The 20649-nt window shown below is 73.1% G+C and carries 16 protein-coding genes; 8 read left to right on the top strand and 8 right to left on the bottom strand.

Annotated features, from left to right (window positions below; genetic code table 11):
- The first annotated feature begins 17 nt into the window (after positions 1–17).
- From SGUI_RS13175 to SGUI_RS13190, 4 genes are read left to right on the top strand one after another with little or no spacing between them, the layout of a single operon-like run.
- Positions 18–1241: an inorganic phosphate transporter gene (locus SGUI_RS13175; RefSeq protein WP_066641043.1), complete on the top strand. Its 1224-nt coding sequence runs from the start codon at positions 18–20 to the stop codon at positions 1239–1241.
- Positions 1241–1546 (top strand): hypothetical protein, encoded by a 306-nt coding sequence (locus SGUI_RS13180; RefSeq protein ID WP_066643394.1) that lies wholly within the window; start codon positions 1241–1243, stop codon positions 1544–1546. Before SGUI_RS13175 ends, SGUI_RS13180 begins: the two co-directional genes overlap by 1 nt.
- A 1-nt stretch (position 1547) precedes the next feature.
- The gene (locus tag SGUI_RS13185) at positions 1548–1850 is read left to right on the top strand and encodes a DUF3349 domain-containing protein (protein ID WP_066641044.1); all 303 of its coding nucleotides are present in this window, start codon (positions 1548–1550) and stop codon (positions 1848–1850) included.
- Positions 1851–1854: 4 nt separating this feature from the next.
- Positions 1855–2388: a cysteine hydrolase family protein gene (locus SGUI_RS13190; protein WP_066641045.1), complete on the top strand. Its 534-nt coding sequence runs from the start codon at positions 1855–1857 to the stop codon at positions 2386–2388.
- Here the strand turns inward: SGUI_RS13190 and SGUI_RS13195 are convergent.
- A complete protein-coding gene (locus SGUI_RS13195; RefSeq protein WP_066641046.1) occupies positions 2385–2996 on the bottom strand; it encodes a hypothetical protein in 612 nt (203 codons plus the stop codon). The two genes, SGUI_RS13190 and SGUI_RS13195, sit on opposite strands and share 4 nt — an antisense overlap.
- Before the next feature lie 42 nt (positions 2997–3038).
- On the bottom strand, positions 3039–3455 hold the full coding sequence (locus SGUI_RS13200; RefSeq protein ID WP_066641048.1) for a hypothetical protein: 417 nt from the start codon (positions 3453–3455) through the stop codon (positions 3039–3041).
- Positions 3456–3499: 44 nt separating this feature from the next.
- On the opposite strand from SGUI_RS13200, the gene SGUI_RS13205 reads away from it, so the two are divergent.
- Positions 3500–6112: a DEAD/DEAH box helicase gene (locus SGUI_RS13205; RefSeq protein WP_066641050.1), complete on the top strand. Its 2613-nt coding sequence runs from the start codon at positions 3500–3502 to the stop codon at positions 6110–6112.
- Positions 6113–6124: 12 nt separating this feature from the next.
- On the opposite strand, the gene SGUI_RS13210 is transcribed toward SGUI_RS13205, so the two are convergent.
- From SGUI_RS13210 to metH, 6 genes are all read right to left on the bottom strand, one after another.
- Positions 6125–7558, bottom strand: coding sequence for a hypothetical protein (locus tag SGUI_RS13210; RefSeq protein WP_066641052.1), 1434 nt, complete (start codon positions 7556–7558; stop codon positions 6125–6127).
- A 40-nt stretch (positions 7559–7598) separates the two neighbouring features.
- Positions 7599–8537 carry a methylenetetrahydrofolate reductase gene (locus SGUI_RS13215; protein WP_237141359.1) on the bottom strand — a complete coding sequence of 313 codons (939 nt, stop codon included), beginning with the start codon at positions 8535–8537 and terminating at the stop codon, positions 7599–7601.
- 150 nt (positions 8538–8687) lie between these two features.
- Positions 8688–9632 (bottom strand): glycine betaine ABC transporter substrate-binding protein, encoded by a 945-nt coding sequence (locus SGUI_RS13220; RefSeq protein ID WP_066641054.1) that lies wholly within the window; start codon positions 9630–9632, stop codon positions 8688–8690.
- A 78-nt stretch (positions 9633–9710) separates the two neighbouring features.
- Positions 9711–10697, bottom strand: a complete 987-nt coding sequence (locus tag SGUI_RS13225) for an ABC transporter permease (protein WP_066641056.1) — start codon at positions 10695–10697, stop codon at positions 9711–9713.
- Positions 10694–11788 (bottom strand): quaternary amine ABC transporter ATP-binding protein, encoded by a 1095-nt coding sequence (locus tag SGUI_RS13230; protein ID WP_083190685.1) that lies wholly within the window; start codon positions 11786–11788, stop codon positions 10694–10696. The genes SGUI_RS13225 and SGUI_RS13230 overlap by 4 nt, the downstream gene beginning before the upstream one ends.
- 205 nt (positions 11789–11993) lie before the next feature.
- Entirely contained in the window at positions 11994–15686 is a 3693-nt protein-coding gene (gene metH, locus SGUI_RS13235; RefSeq protein ID WP_066641058.1) for a methionine synthase, read from the bottom strand.
- An 80-nt stretch (positions 15687–15766) separates the two neighbouring features.
- On the opposite strand from metH, the gene treY reads away from it, so the two are divergent.
- From treY to SGUI_RS13250, 3 genes are read left to right on the top strand one after another with little or no spacing between them, the layout of a single operon-like run.
- Positions 15767–18238, top strand: coding sequence for a malto-oligosyltrehalose synthase (gene treY / locus SGUI_RS13240; protein ID WP_066641060.1), 2472 nt, complete (start codon positions 15767–15769; stop codon positions 18236–18238).
- The gene (gene treZ, locus SGUI_RS13245) at positions 18235–20004 is read left to right on the top strand and encodes a malto-oligosyltrehalose trehalohydrolase (RefSeq protein WP_066641062.1); all 1770 of its coding nucleotides are present in this window, start codon (positions 18235–18237) and stop codon (positions 20002–20004) included. Before treY ends, treZ begins: the two co-directional genes overlap by 4 nt.
- Positions 20001–20630, top strand: a complete 630-nt coding sequence (locus SGUI_RS13250; protein ID WP_066641063.1) for a hypothetical protein — start codon at positions 20001–20003, stop codon at positions 20628–20630. Before treZ ends, SGUI_RS13250 begins: the two co-directional genes overlap by 4 nt.
- Positions 20631–20649: the final 19 nt, after the last annotated feature.

Genomic DNA, 20649 nt, shown 5'->3' on the forward strand with positions numbered 1-20649 from the left:
TCCGGCGCGGGTGCACAATGTCCCTCGTGCCTGCCGAGACCGTGATCCTCGGGCTGGTGGTCGTGGTCGCCCTGGCCTTCGACTTCACCAACGGCTTCCACGACACCGCCAACGCGATGGCCACCTCCATCGCGACGCAGGCCCTGCGCCCCCGGACGGCGGTGCTGCTGTCGGCGGTGCTCAACCTCGTCGGTGCGTTCCTGTCGATCGAGGTGGCCCTCACGGTCACCAACGCCGTCATCAACATCCAGGACTCCGACGGCTCGCCCCGACCTGAGCTCATCGGCGACGGGGGAGTGGCGCTGCTGCTCATCCTGCTCGCCGGGCTCGTGGGGGCGATCGTCTGGAACGTCCTCACCTGGCTCTTCGGGCTGCCCTCGTCCTCCTCGCACGCCCTCTTCGGCGGCCTCATCGGCGCCACCGTGGCCGGGCTCGGCTGGTCCGGGGTGAAGTGGGTCGGCGACGGCTCCACCCTGGACGGGGTGGTGGGCAAGGTGATCCTGCCCGCCGTCATGTCGCCGGCCATCGCCCTCGTGGTGGCGACGGTCGGCACCTGGCTGGTCTTCCGGGTCACCGAGGGGGTCGCGAAGAAGTACCGCGCGGCCGGCTTCCGATGGGGGCAGATCGGGTCCGCCTCCCTGGTGTCCCTGGCGCACGGCACCAACGACGCGCAGAAGACCATGGGCATCATCACGCTCGCGCTGCTCGCGACCGGGCACTGGACCGACACCGGCAGCGTGCCCTTCTGGGTCAAGGCCTCGTGCGCGCTCGCCATCGCCGTGGGCACCTACCTCGGGGGGTGGCGCATCATCCGCACCCTGGGGCAGGGGCTGGTGAAGATCTCCTCGCCGCAGGGGATGGCGGCCGAGTCGGCCTCCGCCGCGGTGATCCTGGCCGCCAGCCACCTCGGGTTCGCCATCTCCACGACGCACGTCGCGACCGGGTCGATCCTCGGCTCCGGGGTGGGCAAGCCCGGGGCGGAGGTGCGCTGGAGCGTGGCGGTCCGGATGGTGACGGCGTGGCTCATCACGCTGCCGATGGCGGGTATGGCGGGTGCCCTCACCTGGCTGCTCGGCCACCTGCTGGGTGGCGGTGCCCTCGCCGCCGCGGTGATGGTGCTGCTGCTGCTCCTCGCGGTCGGCGTGATGTACCGCCGCTCCCGGCAGGCGCCGGTGAACCCCGGCAACGTCAACGAGGAGTGGGCGCAGACCCGGAGCGGCACGGCGGGAGGGGGACGCTGATGGGCGATCTGCTCCTGCTCTGGCTCGCCGGTGGCGGGCAGCTGCTCGTGGCCGGTCTGCTCCTCGGCGCCGGCCTGCCGCTGGTCTTCGCCCTCGGCATACGCGCGCTGGCGCTCGCCGACGGCGGCGACGCGGAGACCGGCAGCCCCGCACCTCCCCGCCCCTGGGCGCGTCCCGTGGCCTGGCTCTGCTTCGCCGCCGTGGTGGCCGGGGTCCTCCTGGGTCTGGCGGTCATCGTGTCATCCGGCGCCGGCTACGAGCTGGTCCTCGACGGCGTCCTGCCGACGCTGCAGAAGGAGGGCTGAGGTGGAGCGGGCAGGTCTGCTGCAGAAGATCGTCGGCTGGCTGCGTGCCGGCTATCCCGAGGGTGTCCCCGACGGCGACTACGTGGCCCTGCTCGGTGTGCTGCGCCGCAAGCTCACCGAGGACGACATCGAGGCGATCGTCACCGAGCTCCTCGCCGACACCGACGGTGCCGTCACCCGGGAGCAGATCCGCGAGCTCGTCGAGGCGTATGCCCTGCAGCAGGCCAGCGACAAGGACGTCGCCCGGGTGAGCGCGCACCTGGCGGCGGGCGGCTGGCCGCTGGCCGACCCGGACGTACCCTAGCGCCATGAGCACCGCGTCCTGGCTCGTCGTCGTCGACGCCCAACGGATCTTCGCCGACCCGTCCTCGGAGTGGTGCGCACCGCGCTTCGCGCAGACCCTGGGGCCGATCCGGAAGCTCGTCGCCGACCACGACGACGGCGCCCGCGTGGTGCAGACCCGGTGGATCCCGCCGCACGTCAAGCACGGCTCCTGGGTGCCCTACTTCGAGCGCTTCCCCTTCGCCGACCGGGAGCAGTTCGACCCCCTCTTCGACCTCGTCGACGACATCGCGGACCTGTCGCTGCCCTACACCGTCTCCGAGCCGACCTTCGGCAAGTGGGGCGAGGGCCTGCGCGAGGTCGTGGGGGCCGACGCCCACCTCGTCCTGGCCGGGGTCGCCACCGACTGCTGCGTGCTGTCGACCGCCCTCGCCGCCGCCGACGCCGGGTGCACGGTCGAGGTCGTCGCCGCCGCCTGCGCCGGGTCCGGCGACGAGGCGCACGAGCGGGCCCTGGCCGCCATGGAGCTCTACGCCCCGCAGATCACCGTCCGCCGCTAGAACCGCTCACCCGCTGCCGGCAGCTGGCGGTGCAGCGCGAACGCACGCAGCGCCGAGGCGATGCCCACCAGCGCCGCCACGAGCACGGCGGGACCCTGCGCGTAGTCCACCTCCTGCAACGGGATCCCGCGGACCAGCCGGACGACCTGCCAGGCGGTCACGAGACCGACGAGGGTGGCGACGGCCCGCACGGCGGTCATCGCGGTGAGCCAGAGCCAGCGCACCGGCCCGGCCGCCCAGCCGCGGGGCATCCGCACGGCCACCGCCCGGCGGACCCCGGCCAGCGCCCACGCGAGCAGCCAGAGCGGCGTGAGCACCCCGATGCCGAGCAGGAGCGCGCCCCACCAGTGCTCGCGCGCCCCCTGCGCCCAGCCCTCCGGGAGCAGCTCGACGATCCCCTCGCTCCAGGGCGGGTAGGCCGCGAGCACGTCGTCGAGGGCGAGCACCGAGCCCAGCGCGAGCAGCGCGGGGATCAGCCAGAGCATCCCGCAGCCGGCGTTGCGCGACCGCTGCGCGGCAGCGGCGTCCTCGGCCGCCTCACGCTGCTGCCGGAGGTACTCGTAGTGGCCGCGGTCGGAGTGGAAGAACTCGGTCTCGTCGGGCGCCATGCCCGAGGATAGCGTCGGCGGACCCGGCTCGGGGGTCGTCGTTCAGTGGCGGTGCGCGAGCACGGCGAGCGTCGCCAGGCCGTAGGCCTCCTCGGCGTTGCGGTGCGTGAAGGTCTGCGGCGCGCCCTCGACGAGCGCGACGACGGCATACACGTCGTCCGGCTCGGTGCCGCGCTTGCCGAGCCCGACGAAGTCGTGCCCGAGCACCGCCCGCAGCTGGTCCTCCCGGGGCAGCCACACGGTGTCGTCCAGCGCGACCGAGTCCAGCGCCCACTCGGCGACCCCGTTGAAGCCGATCACCGAGCCGCCCACGAACTCGTGGACCTCGACCGTCATGTCGGCGAGATAGAAGACGTCGTGCGTCATCCCGGGACGGTCCACGACGAAGCGGTCCCCGGCCAGCGGCGACCAGATGAGACCGGCGTCGTGGAGCTGGTTGGCGAGGTCGACGCTGAGCATGCGCCCATCGTGCCTCTCCGGGTCATCACTCACAATGGGAGGCGATGCCCACCGACCAGACCCTCACCGCACGGCTGCCGCAGGACGGGACGGCCCTCGACCCCGACACGCTCTTCACCGCCTTCGCGACGTGGGCGCAGGAGCGGGGCACCGAGCTCTACCCGCACCAGGAGGAGGCGCTGCTGCACCTGCTCGAGGGCAGCAACGTCGTGCTCGCCACCCCGACCGGCAGCGGCAAGTCGTTGGTCGCGACGGCCGCCTGCTTCCTCGCGCTGGCGCGCGACGAGGTCGCCTTCCTCACCGCGCCGATCAAGGCCCTGGTCAGCGAGAAGTTCTTCGACGCCTGCCGGATCTTCGGCGCGGAGAACGTCGGGATGCTCACCGGGGACGCCGCGGTCAACGCCGACGCACCGATCGTCGTGTGCACCGCCGAGGTCCTCGCCAACATCGCCCTGCGCGAGGGCGAGGGCGCGGACATCGGGGTCGTCGTCATGGACGAGTTCCACTTTTACGGGGACGGGCAGCGCGGCTGGGCCTGGCAGGTCCCGCTGCTCACCCTGCCGCAGGCGCAGTTCGTGCTCATGTCCGCCACCCTGGGCGACACGACCCGCTTCCGCGAGGACCTCACCCGGCGCACCGGGCGACCCACGGCCCTCGTCGCGGGAGCCGAGCGCCCGGTACCGCTGCACTTCGCCCCCGAGCTGGCCATGACCCCGGTCCCGGAGACCATCCAGACGCTGCTCGAGGAGCGTCAGGCGCCCGTCTACGTCGTGCACTTCACCCAGCGGGAGGCCCTGGAGCGGGCACAGTCGCTGCTGTCGGTCCCGCTCGTCGACGCCGCGGAGAAGGAGGCGATCCGCACCCGCATCGGGGCGTTCCGCTTCACCGCGGGCTTCGGTCGCACCCTGTCGCAGCTGGTCCGGCACGGGATCGGCGTGCACCACGCGGGCATGCTGCCCCGCTACCGCCGGCTGGTCGAGCAGCTCGCGCAGGACGGCCTGCTCAAGGTCATCTGCGGCACCGACACCCTGGGCGTCGGCATCAACGTGCCCATCCGCACGGTGCTCTTCACCGGGCTGGCGAAGTTCGACGGGACCCGGCAGCGGGTGCTGCGGGCGCGCGAGTTCCACCAGATCGCCGGCCGGGCCGGCCGAGCGGGTTTCGACACCTCCGGGTATGTCGTGGTCCAGGCCCCGGAGCACGCCATCGAGAACGCCCGGGCCCTGGCCAAGGCGGGCGACGACCCCAAGAAGCAGAAGAAGGTCCAGAAGAAGAAGCCGCCCGAGGGCTCGGTGTCCTGGAGCGAGCAGACCTACACCAAGCTCGTGGGGGCCGAGCCCGAGGCGCTGCAGTCGAAGATGAAGGTCGACCACGCGGTCATCCTCAACACCGTCGCCCGCCGCGGGGACCCGGTCGGCCACCTGTCCCGACTGCTGCGGGACAACCACGAGACGCCGGCCGCGCAGAACCGCCTCGCCCGCCGGGCCGTCGCCCTGGGCCGCTCGCTGCTGGACACCGACGTGCTGGTCCGGACCGACCCGGCCGAGCGCGAGGGGCGCAGCATCGACCTGGCGCCGGGGGTGGCGGAGAACTTCGCGCTCAACCAGCCCCTCGCACCCTTCGCCCTCGCCGCGCTCGAGCTCTTCGACCGGGAGGCGCCCGCATACCCGCTCGACGTCGTCTCGGTGGTGGAGTCGGTCCTGGACGACCCGATGCCGATCCTGCTGGCGCAGCGCTACCGCGCGCGGGGCGAGGCGGTCGCGCAGATGAAGGCCGACGGCGTGGACTACGACGAGCGGATGGCGCTGCTCGAGGACGTGACGTGGCCCCGGCCGCTGGCCGAGCTGCTGGAGGGCACCCTGGCGATCTACCGCCAGTCCCACCCCTGGGTGCGCGAGGACGCGCTCTCCCCGAAGGCGGTCGTGCGCGACATGTGGGAGCGCGCGATGAGCTTCACCGAGTTCGTCGGCTACTACCAGCTGGCGCGCTCGGAGGGAGTGGTGCTGCGCTACCTCACCGACGCCTACCGCACGCTGCGCCAGACGGTCCCGGAGTCGGCCTACACCGAGGGGCTGCACGACCTCGTCCACTGGCTGGGGGAGACCATCCGGCAGACCGACTCCTCGCTGCTGGAGGAGTGGGAGGCGCTCACCGACCCCGAGCGCGTCGCGGAGGCCGCGGCCCGGGAGGCCGCCGGCGCCCCCGCGACACCGGCCCGGCCGATCACCGGCAACGAGCGCGCCTTCCGGGTGATGATCCGCAACGCCATGTGGCGCAGGGTCGAGCTGGTCGCGGACGACGCCTGGGAGGCGCTGGGCGACCTGGAGGCCCAGGTCGCGGCGCTGCCCGAGGAGGCGATCGAGCCGCTCATGGGCCGGGAGGACTGGGACGAGGCGGTCGGCGGCTACTACGACGAGCACGACCAGGTCGTCCTCGACGCCGACGCCCGCGGGCCGCAGCACCTGCGGGTCGCCCCGGTCCCCGCGGCGCAGGCCCAGGTCTCCGGCGGTCGCGCCCGTCGCGTCTGGCAGGTCGCCCAGACCGTCAGCGACCCCGACGGCGACCTGGACTGGGTGATCGAGGCCGAGTGCGACCTGGACGCCTCGGACGAGGCGGGCGAGCCGGTGCTGCTGGCAACGGCCTTCCGCCGGCTCTGACGGGGACGCCGCTCAGCCGCCCGGCGCCTCCTCGCCGTCCGCGTCGAGCCCGAGGACGGCGCGCAGCGCCGGGACGCTCTCGACCGTGCCCCGGCGCTCCCGCGGCGGCCGGTCCAGCGGCGCCCAGTAGCGCAGGTGGTCGTGCATCGGGAGCAGCCGGTGCCACCGGTGCCGGTGCCGCCCGGAGTGGTGCACGGCGAGGTCGCGGATCCCGGTCCCGAAGGTCCCGCGAAGGGGACCGGCGACGGGGTCGCCGAAGAGCCACCCGCGGCGGGGGAAGTAGAGATTGGTCCAGCGGGTCGGCCCGAAGGATGCCCCGTGGTTGCCGACCAGCGCCGTGCGCTCCAGCTCGCCCTTGCGCAGCACCGTCGGGTAGAACGCGCCGGACCGGTCGTCCGCCTCGGCGGTCGGGGCCAGGGACGGCATCGGCGGGCACATCGGCAGCTCCAGGTCGTCCTGGCGGCGCTGCAGCGAGGAGGCGCGGGTGTCGAGCAGCAGCCGGCCGTGCGCCAGCGGCGAGCCCAGGGTGACGAAGTCGGTGACCAGCCAGGGTACGCCCCGTTGCCGGCACTCGCGCCACAGCCGCCGCTGGACGTGCTGGTAGACCTCCACCTCGCCCCGCTCCAGCCCGAGGGGGTTGCTGTAGTCGTGGACCAGGCGCTCCGCCTCGGGCTGCGGGCCGGCCTTCTCGAAGGTGGGGTGCCGTGCCTCGTCCCAGTAGAGCCGGAGGATGTCGTAGCCGATGACCGAGCCGAGCGAGTGGCCCACGACCACCACCTCGTCGTAGACCTCGGTGGCGTGCAGCCGCCGCATGAGCTCCAGCCCCTCGACGCGGATGGCGGTCCGGGCGCGCACCCCGGCCGGGTCCGGGGTGAGGTAGCGCTCGGCGTCGGCGAGCCGCCGGGTGAGCACCTGGCGCAGCCCGGACTGGAGCAGGGCGAAGGCCAGCGCGATCCAGAAGGGCGGCTCGGTCAGCCAGGCGCGCACCCCGTCGCGCATGACCATGACCACCGCGATCGCGGCTGCGGCGGCGAGGGTCAGGACGAGCAGCACGGTGAGCAGGTTGAGGACCGGCGCCGAGGGACTCCCGGACCAGGCCGAGCGGCGGCGCAGCAGCCGGGCCATCCAGCCCAGCACCTGGGGGACGGTGGACGACGGCGCGTGGTGGGCCCAGTAGAGCTCGTAGAGGTCGGTCGGCACCGAGCGACCGCGCCCGGAACGGCCGTAGACCGACATCCGGCGCAGCTCGAGGTTGTCGCTCACCCGGTCCGGCTTGCTCCAGGCGTCCTCCCCGAGCCCCAGGCCGTCCACGAAGCCGCGCAGCGTGCCGGTCGGCTCCTGCTCGCCGATCCCGTGGATGAGCACCACCGCGCGCCGCACCCGGCCGTCGCCCTCGCCGGCGACCGGCCGGGGCGGCTCCGTCGGAGGCGTGCCCCAGCTGCTCATGCCGTCATCCTGGCAGCCGCCACCGACACTGGTGGCCGGGTCAGGCGTCCAGGACCCCGCCGAGGTAGTCCAGCAACGGTGCCCGGACCGGCATGAGGTAGGCGTGGTGGCCGCGCTCGCGGGCGAAGTCGACGACGCGGCGGGCGAAGTCGCGCTGCCAGGGCATACCCGAGTCGAAGCCGTCGGGGAAGACGACCCGGTTGCGCCGCCGCCAGTAGCCCATCGCGCCGCTCGTGGTCACCGACGTCGCACCCCACCAGACCGGCACGTCGCGGGGCAGGACCGCGGCCCAGGCGGACATGAGGTGGGTGTCGAAGAACGGCTGGGTGAAGACGCCGCTCGCCCCGGCCGCCAGCTTGCGGTCGAGGTAGCGCATCTCGGTGGTCATCGCCTGGCGGTAGGGGTCGAGGCCGGCGTAGATCGTCACCTCGGGCAGCTCGGCGCGCACCCGGCGGATGACGTCGACCGCGTCGACCGGGTAGGTCGAGGAGTGGAAGTAGTCGGCGTCGTCGCCGGAGACGACGAGCAGCTCGCCGGTGCGCCGTGCCTCCTGCGCCATCGGCAGCGGTGCGTCCGGGTCGACGTCGGCGGCCCGGATGTGCGGGATCGTGCGGTATGCCGCGCCGTCCTGCCGGGTGGTCGATTCGCGGGCGACCTCGGTCGCCTGCCAGCTGCGCAGGTCGAACTTCAGCAGGTCGGGGATGTTGATGGTGTCGACCACGGGCAGCCGCTCGGCGACCTGGGCCATCTCCGCACGCACCGACTCGGGGCTGCGGGGGACGAGCTCGACGGAGATGCGGGTCTGGGTGGTGGACATCGCCGCCCAGTTTCCCAGCAGGCCCCGCGGGTCGGGAAATCGCCGCCGGCACCGCACCACCTGCGGCGGGCTCCGGTCAGCTCCGCAGCAGGTCCAGCGCCTCTCGATCTTGGTCTCGAGGCTCCCGACCGTGGTCTCGACCCCGGTCAGCCGGGCCTCCACAGCATCCATCCTGGTGCCGAGGTCGGCGATGTCCGCCGTGCCGAGGGGGGCCCGGACAGGCTCGGCAAAGATCTGTGGACAACGCCTCGCCGACAGACCGAGGGCCCCGCGGCAGGTGCGCCGCGGGGCCCTCGGGTCGGGGAGTGGGGGTCAGCCCTCCTCGGTGATCTCCGTCTCGAAGGCGTCCGGGTACTCCTCCAGGAAGGCGTCGATCGCCTCGGCCTCCTGGCCCTCGCCGTACTCGTTGACGACCATGTCCTCGAGGGCGCCGTACTGCTCGTCGTCCAGCTGGATGCCGGCGATGAGCTCGGCGGCCTCCGGGAACTCCTCGGAGAAGCCCTCGGTGCCGAGGAAGTGCAGAGCCTCGGCCTCGCCGAGCGCACCCTCGGGGTCCTCCAGCGTCTTCACGTCGAAGGCGCTGTTGGCCCAGAAGGGCTGCCACAGCGTGACGACGATGTCCTCCTGGTTGTCGATCGCCTCGCCGAGCTCGGTGAGCATCGCCGCGGTGGAGGAGGTGACCAGCTCGTAGTCGCCCTCCAGGTCGTAGGTCGGCATGACCGAGTCCTGGGTGGCGGCGGTGAGGCCCGCACCGGGTTCGATGCCGATGATCTGCCCGCCGAACATGTCGGCGTTGCCGGTGAGGTCGGCGATCGAGTCGATGTCGGTGTAGGTCGGCACCGCGAAGGTGAGCTTCGCGTTGTCGTAGTAGGCGCCGAGGTCCTCGATCCGGTCGCCGTACTCCTCCATGTACTGCGCGTGGGTGACCTCGGGCCACGCCGACGGGTACATGTCCACGTCGCCCTCGGCCAGGCCCGTGTAGAGCAGGGCGGCCTCGGTGAGCTCCTGCATCTCGACGTCGTAGCCCTGCTTGGTGAGCTGGTCCTCGAGCAGGTAGGCGGTGGACAGGCCGTCGGTCCAGGACGGGATGAAGCCGAGGGTGATGGTGCCCTCCGCGCCGCCGGCCTCCGAGCTGCCGCCGTCGCCGCCGGCCTCGGTGTCGCCGCCGGAGTCCCCGCCGCCGCAGGCGGCGAGGGTGAGGCTGGTGGCCAGGGCGGCCCCGGCCAGGGTCATGGTGCGGTTGCGTCGCAGTGTCATTACTGGTTGCTTCCCTTCTTCTGGTGCGACCGCCACGGGACGGTCCGTTCTGTGTGGTCTGGTGTCAGGCGCTGGGTGTCAGTCTCCGACCTGGGCGAGCCCGCGGCCCTTGTCGGCGCCGCCCTCGACCCGCTCCTCGGCCTCGCCCTGCGCCGCGTCGGAGCCGGAGTCGGAGTCCCCACCGACCCGTCGGCGCAGCGCGCTCAGGGCGGAGTGCGGGTAGTCGCCCGGGCGGCCCAGCGCGGCCGTGACCCGGTCGAGGTAGATGGCGATGATGACGACGGACAGGCCGGCCTCGATGCCCTGCGGCCCGTCGAGGGTGGAGATCGAGGCGACGACCTCCTTGCCGAGGCCGTCGGCGCCGGCGATGCCGGCGATGACCGCCATCGACAGCGACAGCATGATCACCTGGTTGACGCCGGCCATGATGGTCGGCATCGCCAGGGGGAGCTGGATCCCGCGCAGGATCTGGCTGGGGGTGGCACCGAAGGCCTGCCCGGCCTCGACGGTCTCCGCGTCCACGCCGCGGATCCCGAGTTCGGTGAGCCGCACGCCCGGCGGGAGGGCGAAGATGACCGTGGCGAAGATGCCGGGGACGACGCCGATGCCGAAGAAGACGACCGCGGGGATGAGGTAGACGAAGGCCGGCATCGTCTGCATGAAGTCGAGCACCGGCCGGACGATGGCGCTGACGCGGTCGTTCCGGGCGGAGAGTATACCGATCGGCACCGCGACCAGGATCGCCACGAGGGTCGCCATGAGGACCAGGGCGAGCGTCTGCATCGCCGTCACCCACTGGTCCATGGCGATGATGAGCAGGAAGGTGATGACCGTGCCGACCGCCAGCTCCCAGGAGCGCACGAGCAGCCCGACGAGCGCGAAGACGACGACGAGCACCAGGGCGGGGAGGAAGATGAGCACGTCGGTCACGGTGGTGACGAGCCAGTTGAGGACCGTGGCCAGGAAGTCCAGCAGCCACTCGAAGTTGTCGTTGATCCAGTCGAGCGTGTTGTCGCCCCACACGCCGATCTCGATGCGGGGGACGATCGAGTCGTTCTCGTTCATGCCGCACCTCCGGTCGGCTGCAGGTCACCGGTGGTGGCCTCGTCGGTCGTGCTCGTGGTGGCGGTCGCGCCCTCGCCGGAGCGGGTGTGCAGCGCCGCCAGCAGGTCGGTCCGCCTGATGGTGCCGACGGTCTGGCCCGAGGCGTCCTGCACCAGCAGCTGCTCGTGCTCGGTGGCCTCGGAGAAGAGGTCCGCCAGCGTGGCGTCCGCGGGCACGACGGCCCCCTCGGACGGGGCCGAGGCGCCGTCCACCGACGTCATGATGTCGGAGGCGGTGAGCACCCGGGAGCGGTCAACGTCCTGGACGAAGTCCGCGACGTAGCGGTTGACCGGGTCGTTGAGGATCTCCTGCGCGGTGCCGATCTGCTCGATCCGGCCGTCGCGCATCATGGCGATCCGGTCGCCGAGGCGCATGGCCTCGTTGAGGTCGTGGGTGATGAACAGGATGGTCTTGTCCAGCTCCTGCTGCAGCTCGATGAGCTGGTCCTGCATGTCGCGCCGGATCAGCGGGTCCAGGGCGCTGAAGGCCTCGTCCATGAGCATGATGTCGGTGCCCGAGGCCAGGGCGCGGGCCAGGCCCACGCGCTGGCGCATGCCGCCGGAGAGCTCACCGGGCATCGAGCCGCCCCAGCCACCCAGGCCGACCATCTCCAGCGCCCGGTCGGCGCGCTTCTCGCGCTCGGCGCGGTTCGTCCCGCTGACCTCGAGGGCATACGCGGCGTTCTCCCCGACCGTGCGGTGCGGGAGCAGCGCGAAGTGCTGGAAGACCATGCTGACCTTCTCGCGGCGCACGGCGCGCAGCTTGTCGCCGGTGAGCCGGGTGACGTCGTCGCCGTCGATGGAGACGCTGCCGCTCGTGGGCTCCAGGAGCCCGTTGACCATGCGGATGAGCGTGGACTTGCCGGACCCGGACAGGCCCATGACGACGAAGATCTCGCCGTCCTTGACGTCGAAGGAGGCGTCGATGACGGCCGGGGTCAGGTCCTGCTGGCGCAGGTCGGCGCGCGTCGCGCCCTTCTCGAGGGCGTCGACGCCGCGCTCGGGACGACGACCGAAGATCTTGTAGAGCTTCTCGGCAGAGATGGAGGCCACGGGACTCCTGTGGGGTGTCGGGATGTGCCGCAGAGCACACGTAACTTTTCGAAAGTAGCAGCGACACGCCGCGTGACGGGGGCTCAGGAGCCGCCCTCGCGGGCATCGTGACGCGACCGTTACGAAGGAAACGGTTGGGTCACGATCGCCGGCGCCAGGAATGCGACCCCGACGAATCGCGAATCCGCTGGTCAGCGCCTCGCGCTCAGGAGAGGATCGGGCCGAGCCAGCGCTGCGCGGTCTCCAGGTCCCAGCCCTTGCGGGCGGCGTAGTCCGCCACCTGGTCCTCGTCGATGGGCCCGACGGAGAAGTAGCGGGCCTCGGGGTGGCCCAGGATGATGCCCGACACCGCGCTGTTCGGGCTCATCGCGCCGTGCTCGGTGAGCGTCATCCCGGCGCTGCGCTCGGCGTCGAGCAGCTCCCACAGCGTGAACTTCTCGGTGTGGTCCGGCTGCGCCGGGTAGCCGGGAGCCGGGCGGATCCCGTCGTAGCGCTCCTTGATGAGGTCGGCGACCGGCAGGTCCTCCTCCGGCGCGTAGCCCCACAGCGTGGTGCGCACCTCCCGGTGCACCCACTCGGCGAAGGCCTCGGCCAGCCGGTCGGCCAGCACCTGCACCATGATCGCGCCGTAGTCGTCCTGCTCCTCCTCCCGCAGCCGCCGGGCGAGGGTCTCGGCGCCGTGGATCGACACGGCGAAGGCACCGACGTGGTCGTCGGCGGGCGCCACGAAGTCGGCGAGCGCGGCATACCCGCCCTGGGTGCGCTCGCGCTGCTGCCGGAGGGTATGCAGGGTCACCGGTGCGCCGTCGACGTCCAGCTCGATGTCGTCACCGTCGGCCGTGCGTCGCGCCGGCCACAGGCCGACCACGCCGCGGGGGGTGAAGAGGTCCTCCTCGAGGATGCGCTCCAGCCAGCGCTGCCCGTCCGCCCAGGTGGCCCGGGCCTGCTCCCCGACCTTGGGGTCCTCGAGGATGCGGGGGTAGGAGCCGCGCAGCTCCCAGGCGGTGAAGAAGGGGGTCCAGTCGACGATCTCGACCAGCTCGGCCACGCTCGGGCTCACCGTGCGGGTCCCCAGGAGCCGCGGCGTAGCCGCCACCGGCTCGCTCACCGCGCGGCTGTCGCCCCGCGCCTTGTCCAGGCTGACGAGGCGCACCTGCTTGCCGCCGTGCCGCTCGCGCAGCTCCTGGTAGGTCCCGGCGACCCGGTCGCGGAGCCGGTCCTGGTGGTGGATCGCGTCGGCGACGACGCCGACGGCCCGGGAGGCGTCGACGACGTGGACCACCGTGCCCTCGTAGGCCGGGTCGATCTTCACCGCGGTGTGGGCCGCCGAGGTGGTGGCACCCCCGATGAGCAGGGGCGTGGTGAGGGTCCGGCGCTGCATCTCGGCGGCGAGCGAGACCATCTCGTCCAGGCTCGGCGTGATGAGTCCCGAGACGCCGATGACCTCGGCCCCCACCTCGTCCGCGGTGGCGAGGATCTTCTCGGCCGGCACCATGACCCCGAGGTCGATGACCTCGTAGCCGTTGCAGCCCAGGACGACGCCCACGATGTTCTTGCCGATGTCGTGCACGTCGCCCTTGACCGTCGCCATGACCACCTTGCCCTTGCTGTGGCCGCCGGTCTCCGCGGCCGCGGCCTCGAGGTAGGGCGTGAGGTGCGCGACGGCCTTCTTCATGACGCGCGCCGACTTCACCACCTGGGGGAGGAACATCTTGCCGGCGCCGAAGAGGTCGCCGACGACGTCCATGCCCGCCATGAGCGGGCCCTCGATCACCGCCAGCGGCGACCCGAGCTCCTGGTAGGCCTCCTCGGCGTCCTCGACGGCATACGTGTCGATGCCCTGGACCAGTGCGTGCCGCAGCCGCTCGGCGACCGGCTCCTCGCGCCAGGCCAGCTTCGCGGCCGCCGCGGCGCTGCGCTCGCCGGGCGCCGCCCCCTCGCCCTGCGCCTTGATCCGCTCGGCCAGCTCGATGAGGCGCTCGGTCGCGTCCTCGCGCCGGGCCAGCACGACGTCCTCGACCGTGTCGCGCAGCTCGGGGTCGAGCTCGGCGTAGACGCCGAGCATGCCGGCGTTGACGATCCCCATGTCCAGCCCGGCCTCGATGGCGTGGAAGAGGAAGACCGCGTGCATCGCCTCGCGGACGGTGTTGTTGCCGCGGAAGGAGAAGGAGACGTTGGAGACGCCGCCCGAGACCAGCGCCCCCGGCAGGTTGGCCTTGATCCAGCGGGTCGCCTCGATGAAGTCCAGGGCATACCGGTCGTGCTCGCTCATGCCCGTCGCGACGGTGAGGATGTTGGGGTCGAAGATGACGTCGTGCGGCGGGAAGGGGTCCGGCAGCGCCTCGCTGCGCGTGGTGAGCAGCCGGTATGCCCGCTCGCACACCTCGATCCGGCGCTGGTAGGTGTCGGCCTGGCCGGTCTCGTCGAAGGCCATGACGACCGCCGCCGCGCCGTAGCGGCGCACGATCGCCGCCCGGCGCAGGAACTCCTCCTCGCCGTCCTTGAGCGAGAGGCTGTTGACGACGCCCTTGCCCTGGATGCAGCGCAGCCCGGCCTCGAGCACCTCCCAGCGGGAGGAGTCGATCATCACCGGCACCCGGGCGACGTCGGGCTCGCCGGCGAGCAGGTTGAGGAAGTGGGTCATCGTCTCCGGCCCGTCGAGCATGCCCTCGTCGACGTTGACGTCCACGATCTGGGCACCGGCCTCGACCTGCTGCCGGGCGATCGCGACGGCGGCGTCCCAGTCGCCCTCCTTGACGTGGCGGGCGAACTTCGGGGAACCGGTGATGTTGGTCCGCTCGCCGACGTTGACGAAGTTGACGTCCGGCGTGAGGGTGAACGCCTCCAGGCCCGAGGTCCGCAGGTATGCCGACGGCTGGGGAGCCTGCCGCGGCGCCACCCCGTCGACGGCCTCGGCGATGGCCCGGATGTGCTCGGGCGTCGTCCCGCAGCAGCCGCCGACGATGTTGATGAGCCCTTCGCGGGCCATGTCGCCGAGCACCTCCGCCATGTCCTCGGGGGTGTCGTCGTAGCCGCCGAAGGCGTTGGGCAGCCCGGCGTTGGGGTGGACCGAGGCCAGGGCGGTGCTCGCGGCGCCGAGCTCGCGCAGGTGCGGGCGCATCTCCTGGGCGCCGAGGGCGCAGTTGAGACCGACGGAGACCAGGTCGACGTGCTCGGTCGAGACCGCGAAGGCCTCCGGGGTCTGGCCGGACAGGGTCCGGCCCGAGGCGTCGGTGATCGTGCCGGACAGCATGATTGGGACCCGGGGCATACCGGCCGCCTGCCGGGTCGCGAGGACGTCGGCGACCGCGTGCAGCGCCGCCTTGGCGTTGAGGGTGTCGAAGACGGTCTCGACCATGAGCAGGTCGGCGCCGCCCTCGAGCAGCCCGTCGGCCTGCTCGGCGTAGGCCGCGCGCAGCTGCTCGTAGGTGATCGCGCGGAACTCGGGGCGCTCGACGTCGGGGGAGAGGGACGCGGTGCGGTTGGTGGGGCCGAGCGTCCCGACCACCCAGCGCGGCCGGCCGGACTCCGCCTCGACCTCGTCGGCGACCTGGCGGGCGACCTGCGCGGAGGCGACGTTCATCGCGTGCGCCAGGTGGCCGGCCTCGTAGTCGGCCTGGGCGATGGTGGTCGAGGTGAAGGTGTTGGTCGTGAGCAGGTCGGCGCCGGCGTCGAGGTAGGCGCGGTGCACCTGGGCCAGCACGTCCGGCCGGGTCAGCGCCAGGATGTCGAAGTTGCCCTTGAGCGTGACCTCGCGCAGCGCCTCCCACTGCTCGCCCTCGCCGTGGAAGTCCTCCTCGACCAGGCCCTCCTGCTGCAGCAGGGTGCCGTAGCCGCCGTCGAGCACGAGGATGCGCTCGCGGGCGAGGTCGCGCAGGTCGGGGCGGGAGGCAGACACCCTGAAGATTCTACGGTCACGGTGCGGCCGGTCGGCGCAGACCGTGCGGCCGGTCGGGCGGTGAGAGACTGGTGCGCGAGATGACAGCGCCCAGCACCCGTCCCCTGACCGCCACCTACCGCCTGCAGCTGCACGCCGGGTTCACCTGCGCCGACGCCGAGCAGGTCGTGCCCTACCTGCACGCGCTCGGGGTGAGCCACGTCTACCTCTCCCCGGTGCTCACCGCGGTCCCGGGCTCCGAGCACGGCTACGACGTGCTCGACCACACCCAGGTCAACCCCGAGATCGGCGGCCGCGAGGGCCTGGAGTCCCTGGCCCGGGCCTGCCACGACGTCGGGATCGGCGTCGTCGTCGACGTCGTGCCCAACCACATGGCCATGGTCGCGCCGCTGTGGTGCAACGCGCCGTTGTGGGAGGTGCTGCGCGACGGGCCGACCGCGTCGCGGGCCGCCTGGTTCGACGTCGACTGGGACCACCTGGGCGGGCGCTTCGGCCTGCCGGTCCTCGGCGAGGACCTCGACGCCGTGCTCGAGCAGGGCCAGATCACCCTCGGCACCGGCCGCGACGACGAGGGACCCGCCGCCGGTATGCCCGTCGCCCGCTACTACGAGCACGTGCTCCCGCTCGCGCCCGGCACCGAGACGATGCCCGCCGGGACCCCCCAGGAGCTGGCCGCCGTGCTCGACGCGCAGCGCTGGCTGCTCGCCTCCTGGCGGGACGCCGCCGACGTCCTCAACTACCGCCGCTTCTTCGAGGTGGACGGGCTCATCGGGGTCCGGGTCGAGGAGCCCGACATCTTCGCCGCCACCCACGAGCTGCTCCTCGAGCTGCACCGCAACGGGGTCGTCGACGGCTTCCGCATCGACCACCCGGACGGCCTGGCGGACCCCACGGCATACCTCCAGGAGCTCACCGACGCCGTGCGCCCGGGCACCCCGGTCTGGGTGGAGAAGATCCTCGAGGGCGACGAGCGCCTTCCCGCCGGCTGGGCGTGCTCCGGCACCACCGGCTACGACGCCAACGCCGCCCTCTCGGCGGCCCTGGTCGACCCCACCACCACCGAGGTCGTCAGCCGGGAGTGGGAGGCCACCGGCGGCGAGCCGGACGTCCACACCGAGATCGAGCGGTGCAAGCGGCTGGCGGCCACCGAGCTGCTGCGCCCCGAGGTGGCCCGGCTGCTGCGGCGCGCCGTCGAGGCGCTCCCCGCGCTCGACCCCGAGCGGCTGCGCGAGGCCCTGCTCGAGATGCTCGTCTCGGTCCACGTCTACCGCGCCTACGTCCGCCCCGGCGCGCCGCCGGACGAGCACGACGAGGCCATGGTCGCGCCCCTGTTCACCGGGCAGGAGCGAGCCCTCGCCGCCCGCCCGGACCTGCGCGAGGAGATCGACGCCCTGGTCACGGTGCTCGCCGACCCGCAGGGGTGCAGCACCGACCCGCTCGCCGCGACGGACCTGTGCGTCCGCTTCCAGCAGACCACCGGCCCGGTCATGGCCAAGGGCATCGAGGACACCGCCTTCTACCGCTGGCACCGGCTGGTCGCCCTCAACGAGGTCGGGGCCGACCCCGCCGTCGGCCTCGACGCCGCCCACGGCGTCGCGACGCTGCACGCCTGGGCCGAGCACCAGGCCGAGCACTGGCCGCAGGGCATGACCACCCTGTCGACGCACGACACCAAGCGCAGCGAGGACGTCCGGGCCCGCATCCTCGCGGTCTCGGGCGACGCCGACGGCTGGACCCGGATCTCGCAGGCCGCCCGGGCCGCCGCGGACCGGCACGGCGTCGACGGGCCGACCGCCCACCTCATCTGGCAGACCCTCGTCGGCGCCGGACGGGTCGACCACGAGCGGCTCTCCACCTACGTCACCAAGGCCCTGCGCGAGGCCAAGGAGCGCACCACCTGGACCGACCCGGACGAGGACTACGAGGCCCGGGTGCTCGCGCTCGCCGACGAGATGCTCGCGGGCGGGGAGGTTGGCGACGCCATCGCCGCGACCCTCGCGGACAACGTGCTGACCACCCGCACCCTCACCCTCGCGCAGAAGATCCTGCAGCTCACCCTGCCCGGGATCCCCGACACCTACCAGGGCTCCGGCGTCGTCGACCTGTCCCTCGTGGACCCGGACAACCGTCGCCCGGTGGACTACGACGAGCGCATCGCCCGGCTCGACCGGCTGGACGCCACCGGCTGGACCGGCGACCTCTCCGACGAGGTGCTCTGGGTCACCTCCCGGGTGCTGCGGCTGCGGGCGTGGCTGCCGCAGGCCTACGGCCCCGGCGCGGGCTACCGCCCCGTCGAGGCGGGCCCCCACGTCCTGGGCTTCCTGCGCGGCGACGTCGCCGCGACCCTCACCATCCGCGCGCCGCGCAGCCTCGGCGCCGAAGGTGGCCTCGGCGACACCCGCATACCCCTCCCGCCGGACCTGTGGGTCGACGCGCTCACCGGGGCCGAGCACCCCGTGGGCGAGGAGGGCGCGCTCGCGGCCGAGGTCTTCGCCGGCGGCCCGGTGGCGCTGCTCGTCCGCGCCGAGCACCTGCAGGAGGGAGCGCAGTGAGCGAGACCCACGAGTTCGGCCTGTGGGCACCCGACGCCGAGCGGGTCGACCTGCTGCTCGGTCCCCGTCCCGAGGACGCCACCTCCGTGCCCATGGAGGTGGGCGAGGACGGCTGGTGGCGGGCGGGCGCCGACCCCGAGCCGCACGAGGGCCGGTATGCCTTCTCCGTCGACGGCGGCATCGCCATCCCCGACCCGCGCTCGCGGCACCAGCCGGACGGCGTGCACGCGCCGAGCCGGCTGGTGGACACCGCCGGCTTCGCGTGGTCGGACGACGCCTGGGCAGGCGTGGAGCTGGAGCGGGCCGCGGTCTACGAGCTGCACGTCGGGACCTTCACCCCCGAGGGCACCTTCGAGGCCGCCGCCGGCCACCTCGACCACCTCGTCGACCTCGGCGTCACCGTCGTCGAGCTCATGCCGGTGGCCGCCTTCCCGGGCCGCCACGGCTGGGGCTACGACGGGGTGGCGCCGTATGCCGTGCACGACCCCTACGGCGGGCCGGAGGGCCTGGCCGCCTTCGTCGACGCGGCCCACGCCGCAGGGCTGGCCGTGTGGCTGGACGTCGTCTACAACCACCTCGGGCCGAGCGGCAACTACCTCTCCCAGGCGGGTCCCTACTTCACCGACCGGCACCACACGCCGTGGGGCGAGGCGGTCAACCTCGACGGACCGGGCAGCGACGAGGTGCGGGACTACCTGCTCGACAACACCGCGATGTGGCTCGAGGACTACCACCTCGACGGGCTCCGGCTCGACGCCGTCCACGCCCTGCACGACGAGCGCGCCGTGCACCTGCTCGAGGAGCTCGCCGAGCTGGCCGACCAGATCGGGGAGCGTACGGGCATACCCCGCTCGCTCGTCGCCGAGTCCGACCGCAACGACCCGGCCACGGTGTCGCGGCGGGGCCCCGGAGGCGCCGGCGGCCTCGGGCTGCACGGGCAGTGGGCCGACGACGTCCACCACGCCCTGCACGTGCTGCTCACCGGCGAGGCGCAGGGCTACTACGCCGACTTCGCCGATCCGGCCGCGATCCCCAAGGTGCTGGGCCGGACCCCGTTCTTCCACGACGGGACCTTTTCCACCTTCCGCGAGCGGGTGCACGGGCGCCCGGTCGACCTCGGGGTCACCGAGCCGTGGCGCTTCGTGGCCTCGCTGCAGACGCACGACCAGGTCGGCAACCGGGCGGTCGGTGACCGCGTGCACCACGGCATACCCCTGGGCCGGCACGCGATCGGGGCGGCGCTGCTGCTCACCGCCGCGTGGACGCCGATGCTCTTCATGGGCGAGGAGTGGTCCGCGGGGACCCCGTGGCAGTACTTCACCGACCACGAGGAGGAGTGGCTCGCGCAGTCGATCCGGGAGGGGCGGCAGGCCGAGTTCGCCGAGCACGGCTGGGCCGGGCAGGTCCCGGACCCCCAGGACGCCGGCACCGTCGAGGCCTCGACCCTGGACTGGTCCGAGCCGGGCCGCGAGCCGCACGCGCAGATGCTCGAGCTCTACCGCACCCTCCTGCGGTGGCGCGCCACGACGCCCGCCTCCGCGCGCGGCACCACCGCCACCGTGACCCGCGAGGCCGACGGGGCCGGGGGAGAGGTGCTCACCGTCGACCGTCCCGGCGTGCTCGTGCTGGCCCGGCTCGGGGGAGAGGGCGCCGTCCGCCGTGAGGTGCCGCAGGGCACGCACGTCCTCATCTCCCACCCGCCGCAGGAGCCGGTGGACGGCGCCGTGGAGCTGGGGCCGGACGGCGTGGTGGTGATGACCCGATGAGCGGCGAGCAGGGCCGGCGGCCCTTCCACCGCCCCACCCTGCGACCGCCGGACCGGCTGGAGGACGCCGCCGCCGGCCCGGACCCGCTGGAGGTGGCCGAGGCCGCCCACCGCAGCGCCGAGCTCGTCGTCGGTCGTGGGCGGGCCGAGTCGGCCGGCGACAGCGAGCTCACCTCGCGCCTCGTCGGGCTGGTGAGCGAGGTCGGTCTGGCCACGGTGGCCCAGCTCTGGTCGGACCGCCCGGCGCGGAGCCTGCCGGGCGCCCTGTGGCGGCTCTACCTGCTGCACGAGTGGGTGCTCCGGCAGCCGGAGGAGGTCGGGCGCCAGTTCGCCGCCGGCTCCGGCCACGCCGAGGTCTACCGCGCCATCGCCGGGGTGGCCGAGCCACCCGACCCGGACGGGCTGCGCCACCTCACCGAGCAGATCCTCGGCGGCGTCTTCACCGGGGACTTCGCGATCGCCCTGGAGCGCGCCAGCGCCTTCTGCCACGTCATGGCGGTCGGGCTCGTCGAGCCCGGCGGCGGGGACATCCCGGGCGAGCAGGTCACCCGGGCGGCGCGGCTGCGGGACACCGCGGACGACCTCACCGCCTGCGCCCGGCTGTGGCGCCTCGGCGACCTGCACTGACGGCCCCCGCCCAAAGTTG

The sequence above is a fragment of the Serinicoccus hydrothermalis genome, assembly GCF_001685415.1.
GTDB lineage: Bacteria > Actinomycetota > Actinomycetes > Actinomycetales > Dermatophilaceae > Ornithinicoccus > Ornithinicoccus hydrothermalis.

Coding starts and splice junctions, on each gene's coding strand:
- SGUI_RS13220 (WP_066641054.1), bottom strand. CDS start 9,632: ATGACACTGCGACGCAACCGCACCATGACCCTGGCCGGGGCCGCCCTG.
- SGUI_RS13195 (WP_066641046.1), bottom strand. CDS start 2,996: ATGGCGCCCGACGAGACCGAGTTCTTCCACTCCGACCGCGGCCACTAC.
- SGUI_RS13250 (WP_066641063.1), top strand. CDS start 20,001: ATGAGCGGCGAGCAGGGCCGGCGGCCCTTCCACCGCCCCACCCTGCGA.
- SGUI_RS13200 (WP_066641048.1), bottom strand. CDS start 3,455: ATGCTCAGCGTCGACCTCGCCAACCAGCTCCACGACGCCGGTCTCATC.
- SGUI_RS13175 (WP_066641043.1), top strand. CDS start 18: ATGTCCCTCGTGCCTGCCGAGACCGTGATCCTCGGGCTGGTGGTCGTG.
- SGUI_RS13190 (WP_066641045.1), top strand. CDS start 1,855: ATGAGCACCGCGTCCTGGCTCGTCGTCGTCGACGCCCAACGGATCTTC.
- SGUI_RS13225 (WP_066641056.1), bottom strand. CDS start 10,697: ATGAACGAGAACGACTCGATCGTCCCCCGCATCGAGATCGGCGTGTGG.
- SGUI_RS13210 (WP_066641052.1), bottom strand. CDS start 7,558: ATGAGCAGCTGGGGCACGCCTCCGACGGAGCCGCCCCGGCCGGTCGCC.
- SGUI_RS13205 (WP_066641050.1), top strand. CDS start 3,500: ATGCCCACCGACCAGACCCTCACCGCACGGCTGCCGCAGGACGGGACG.
- treY (WP_066641060.1), top strand. CDS start 15,767: ATGACAGCGCCCAGCACCCGTCCCCTGACCGCCACCTACCGCCTGCAG.
- SGUI_RS13180 (WP_066643394.1), top strand. CDS start 1,241: ATGGGCGATCTGCTCCTGCTCTGGCTCGCCGGTGGCGGGCAGCTGCTC.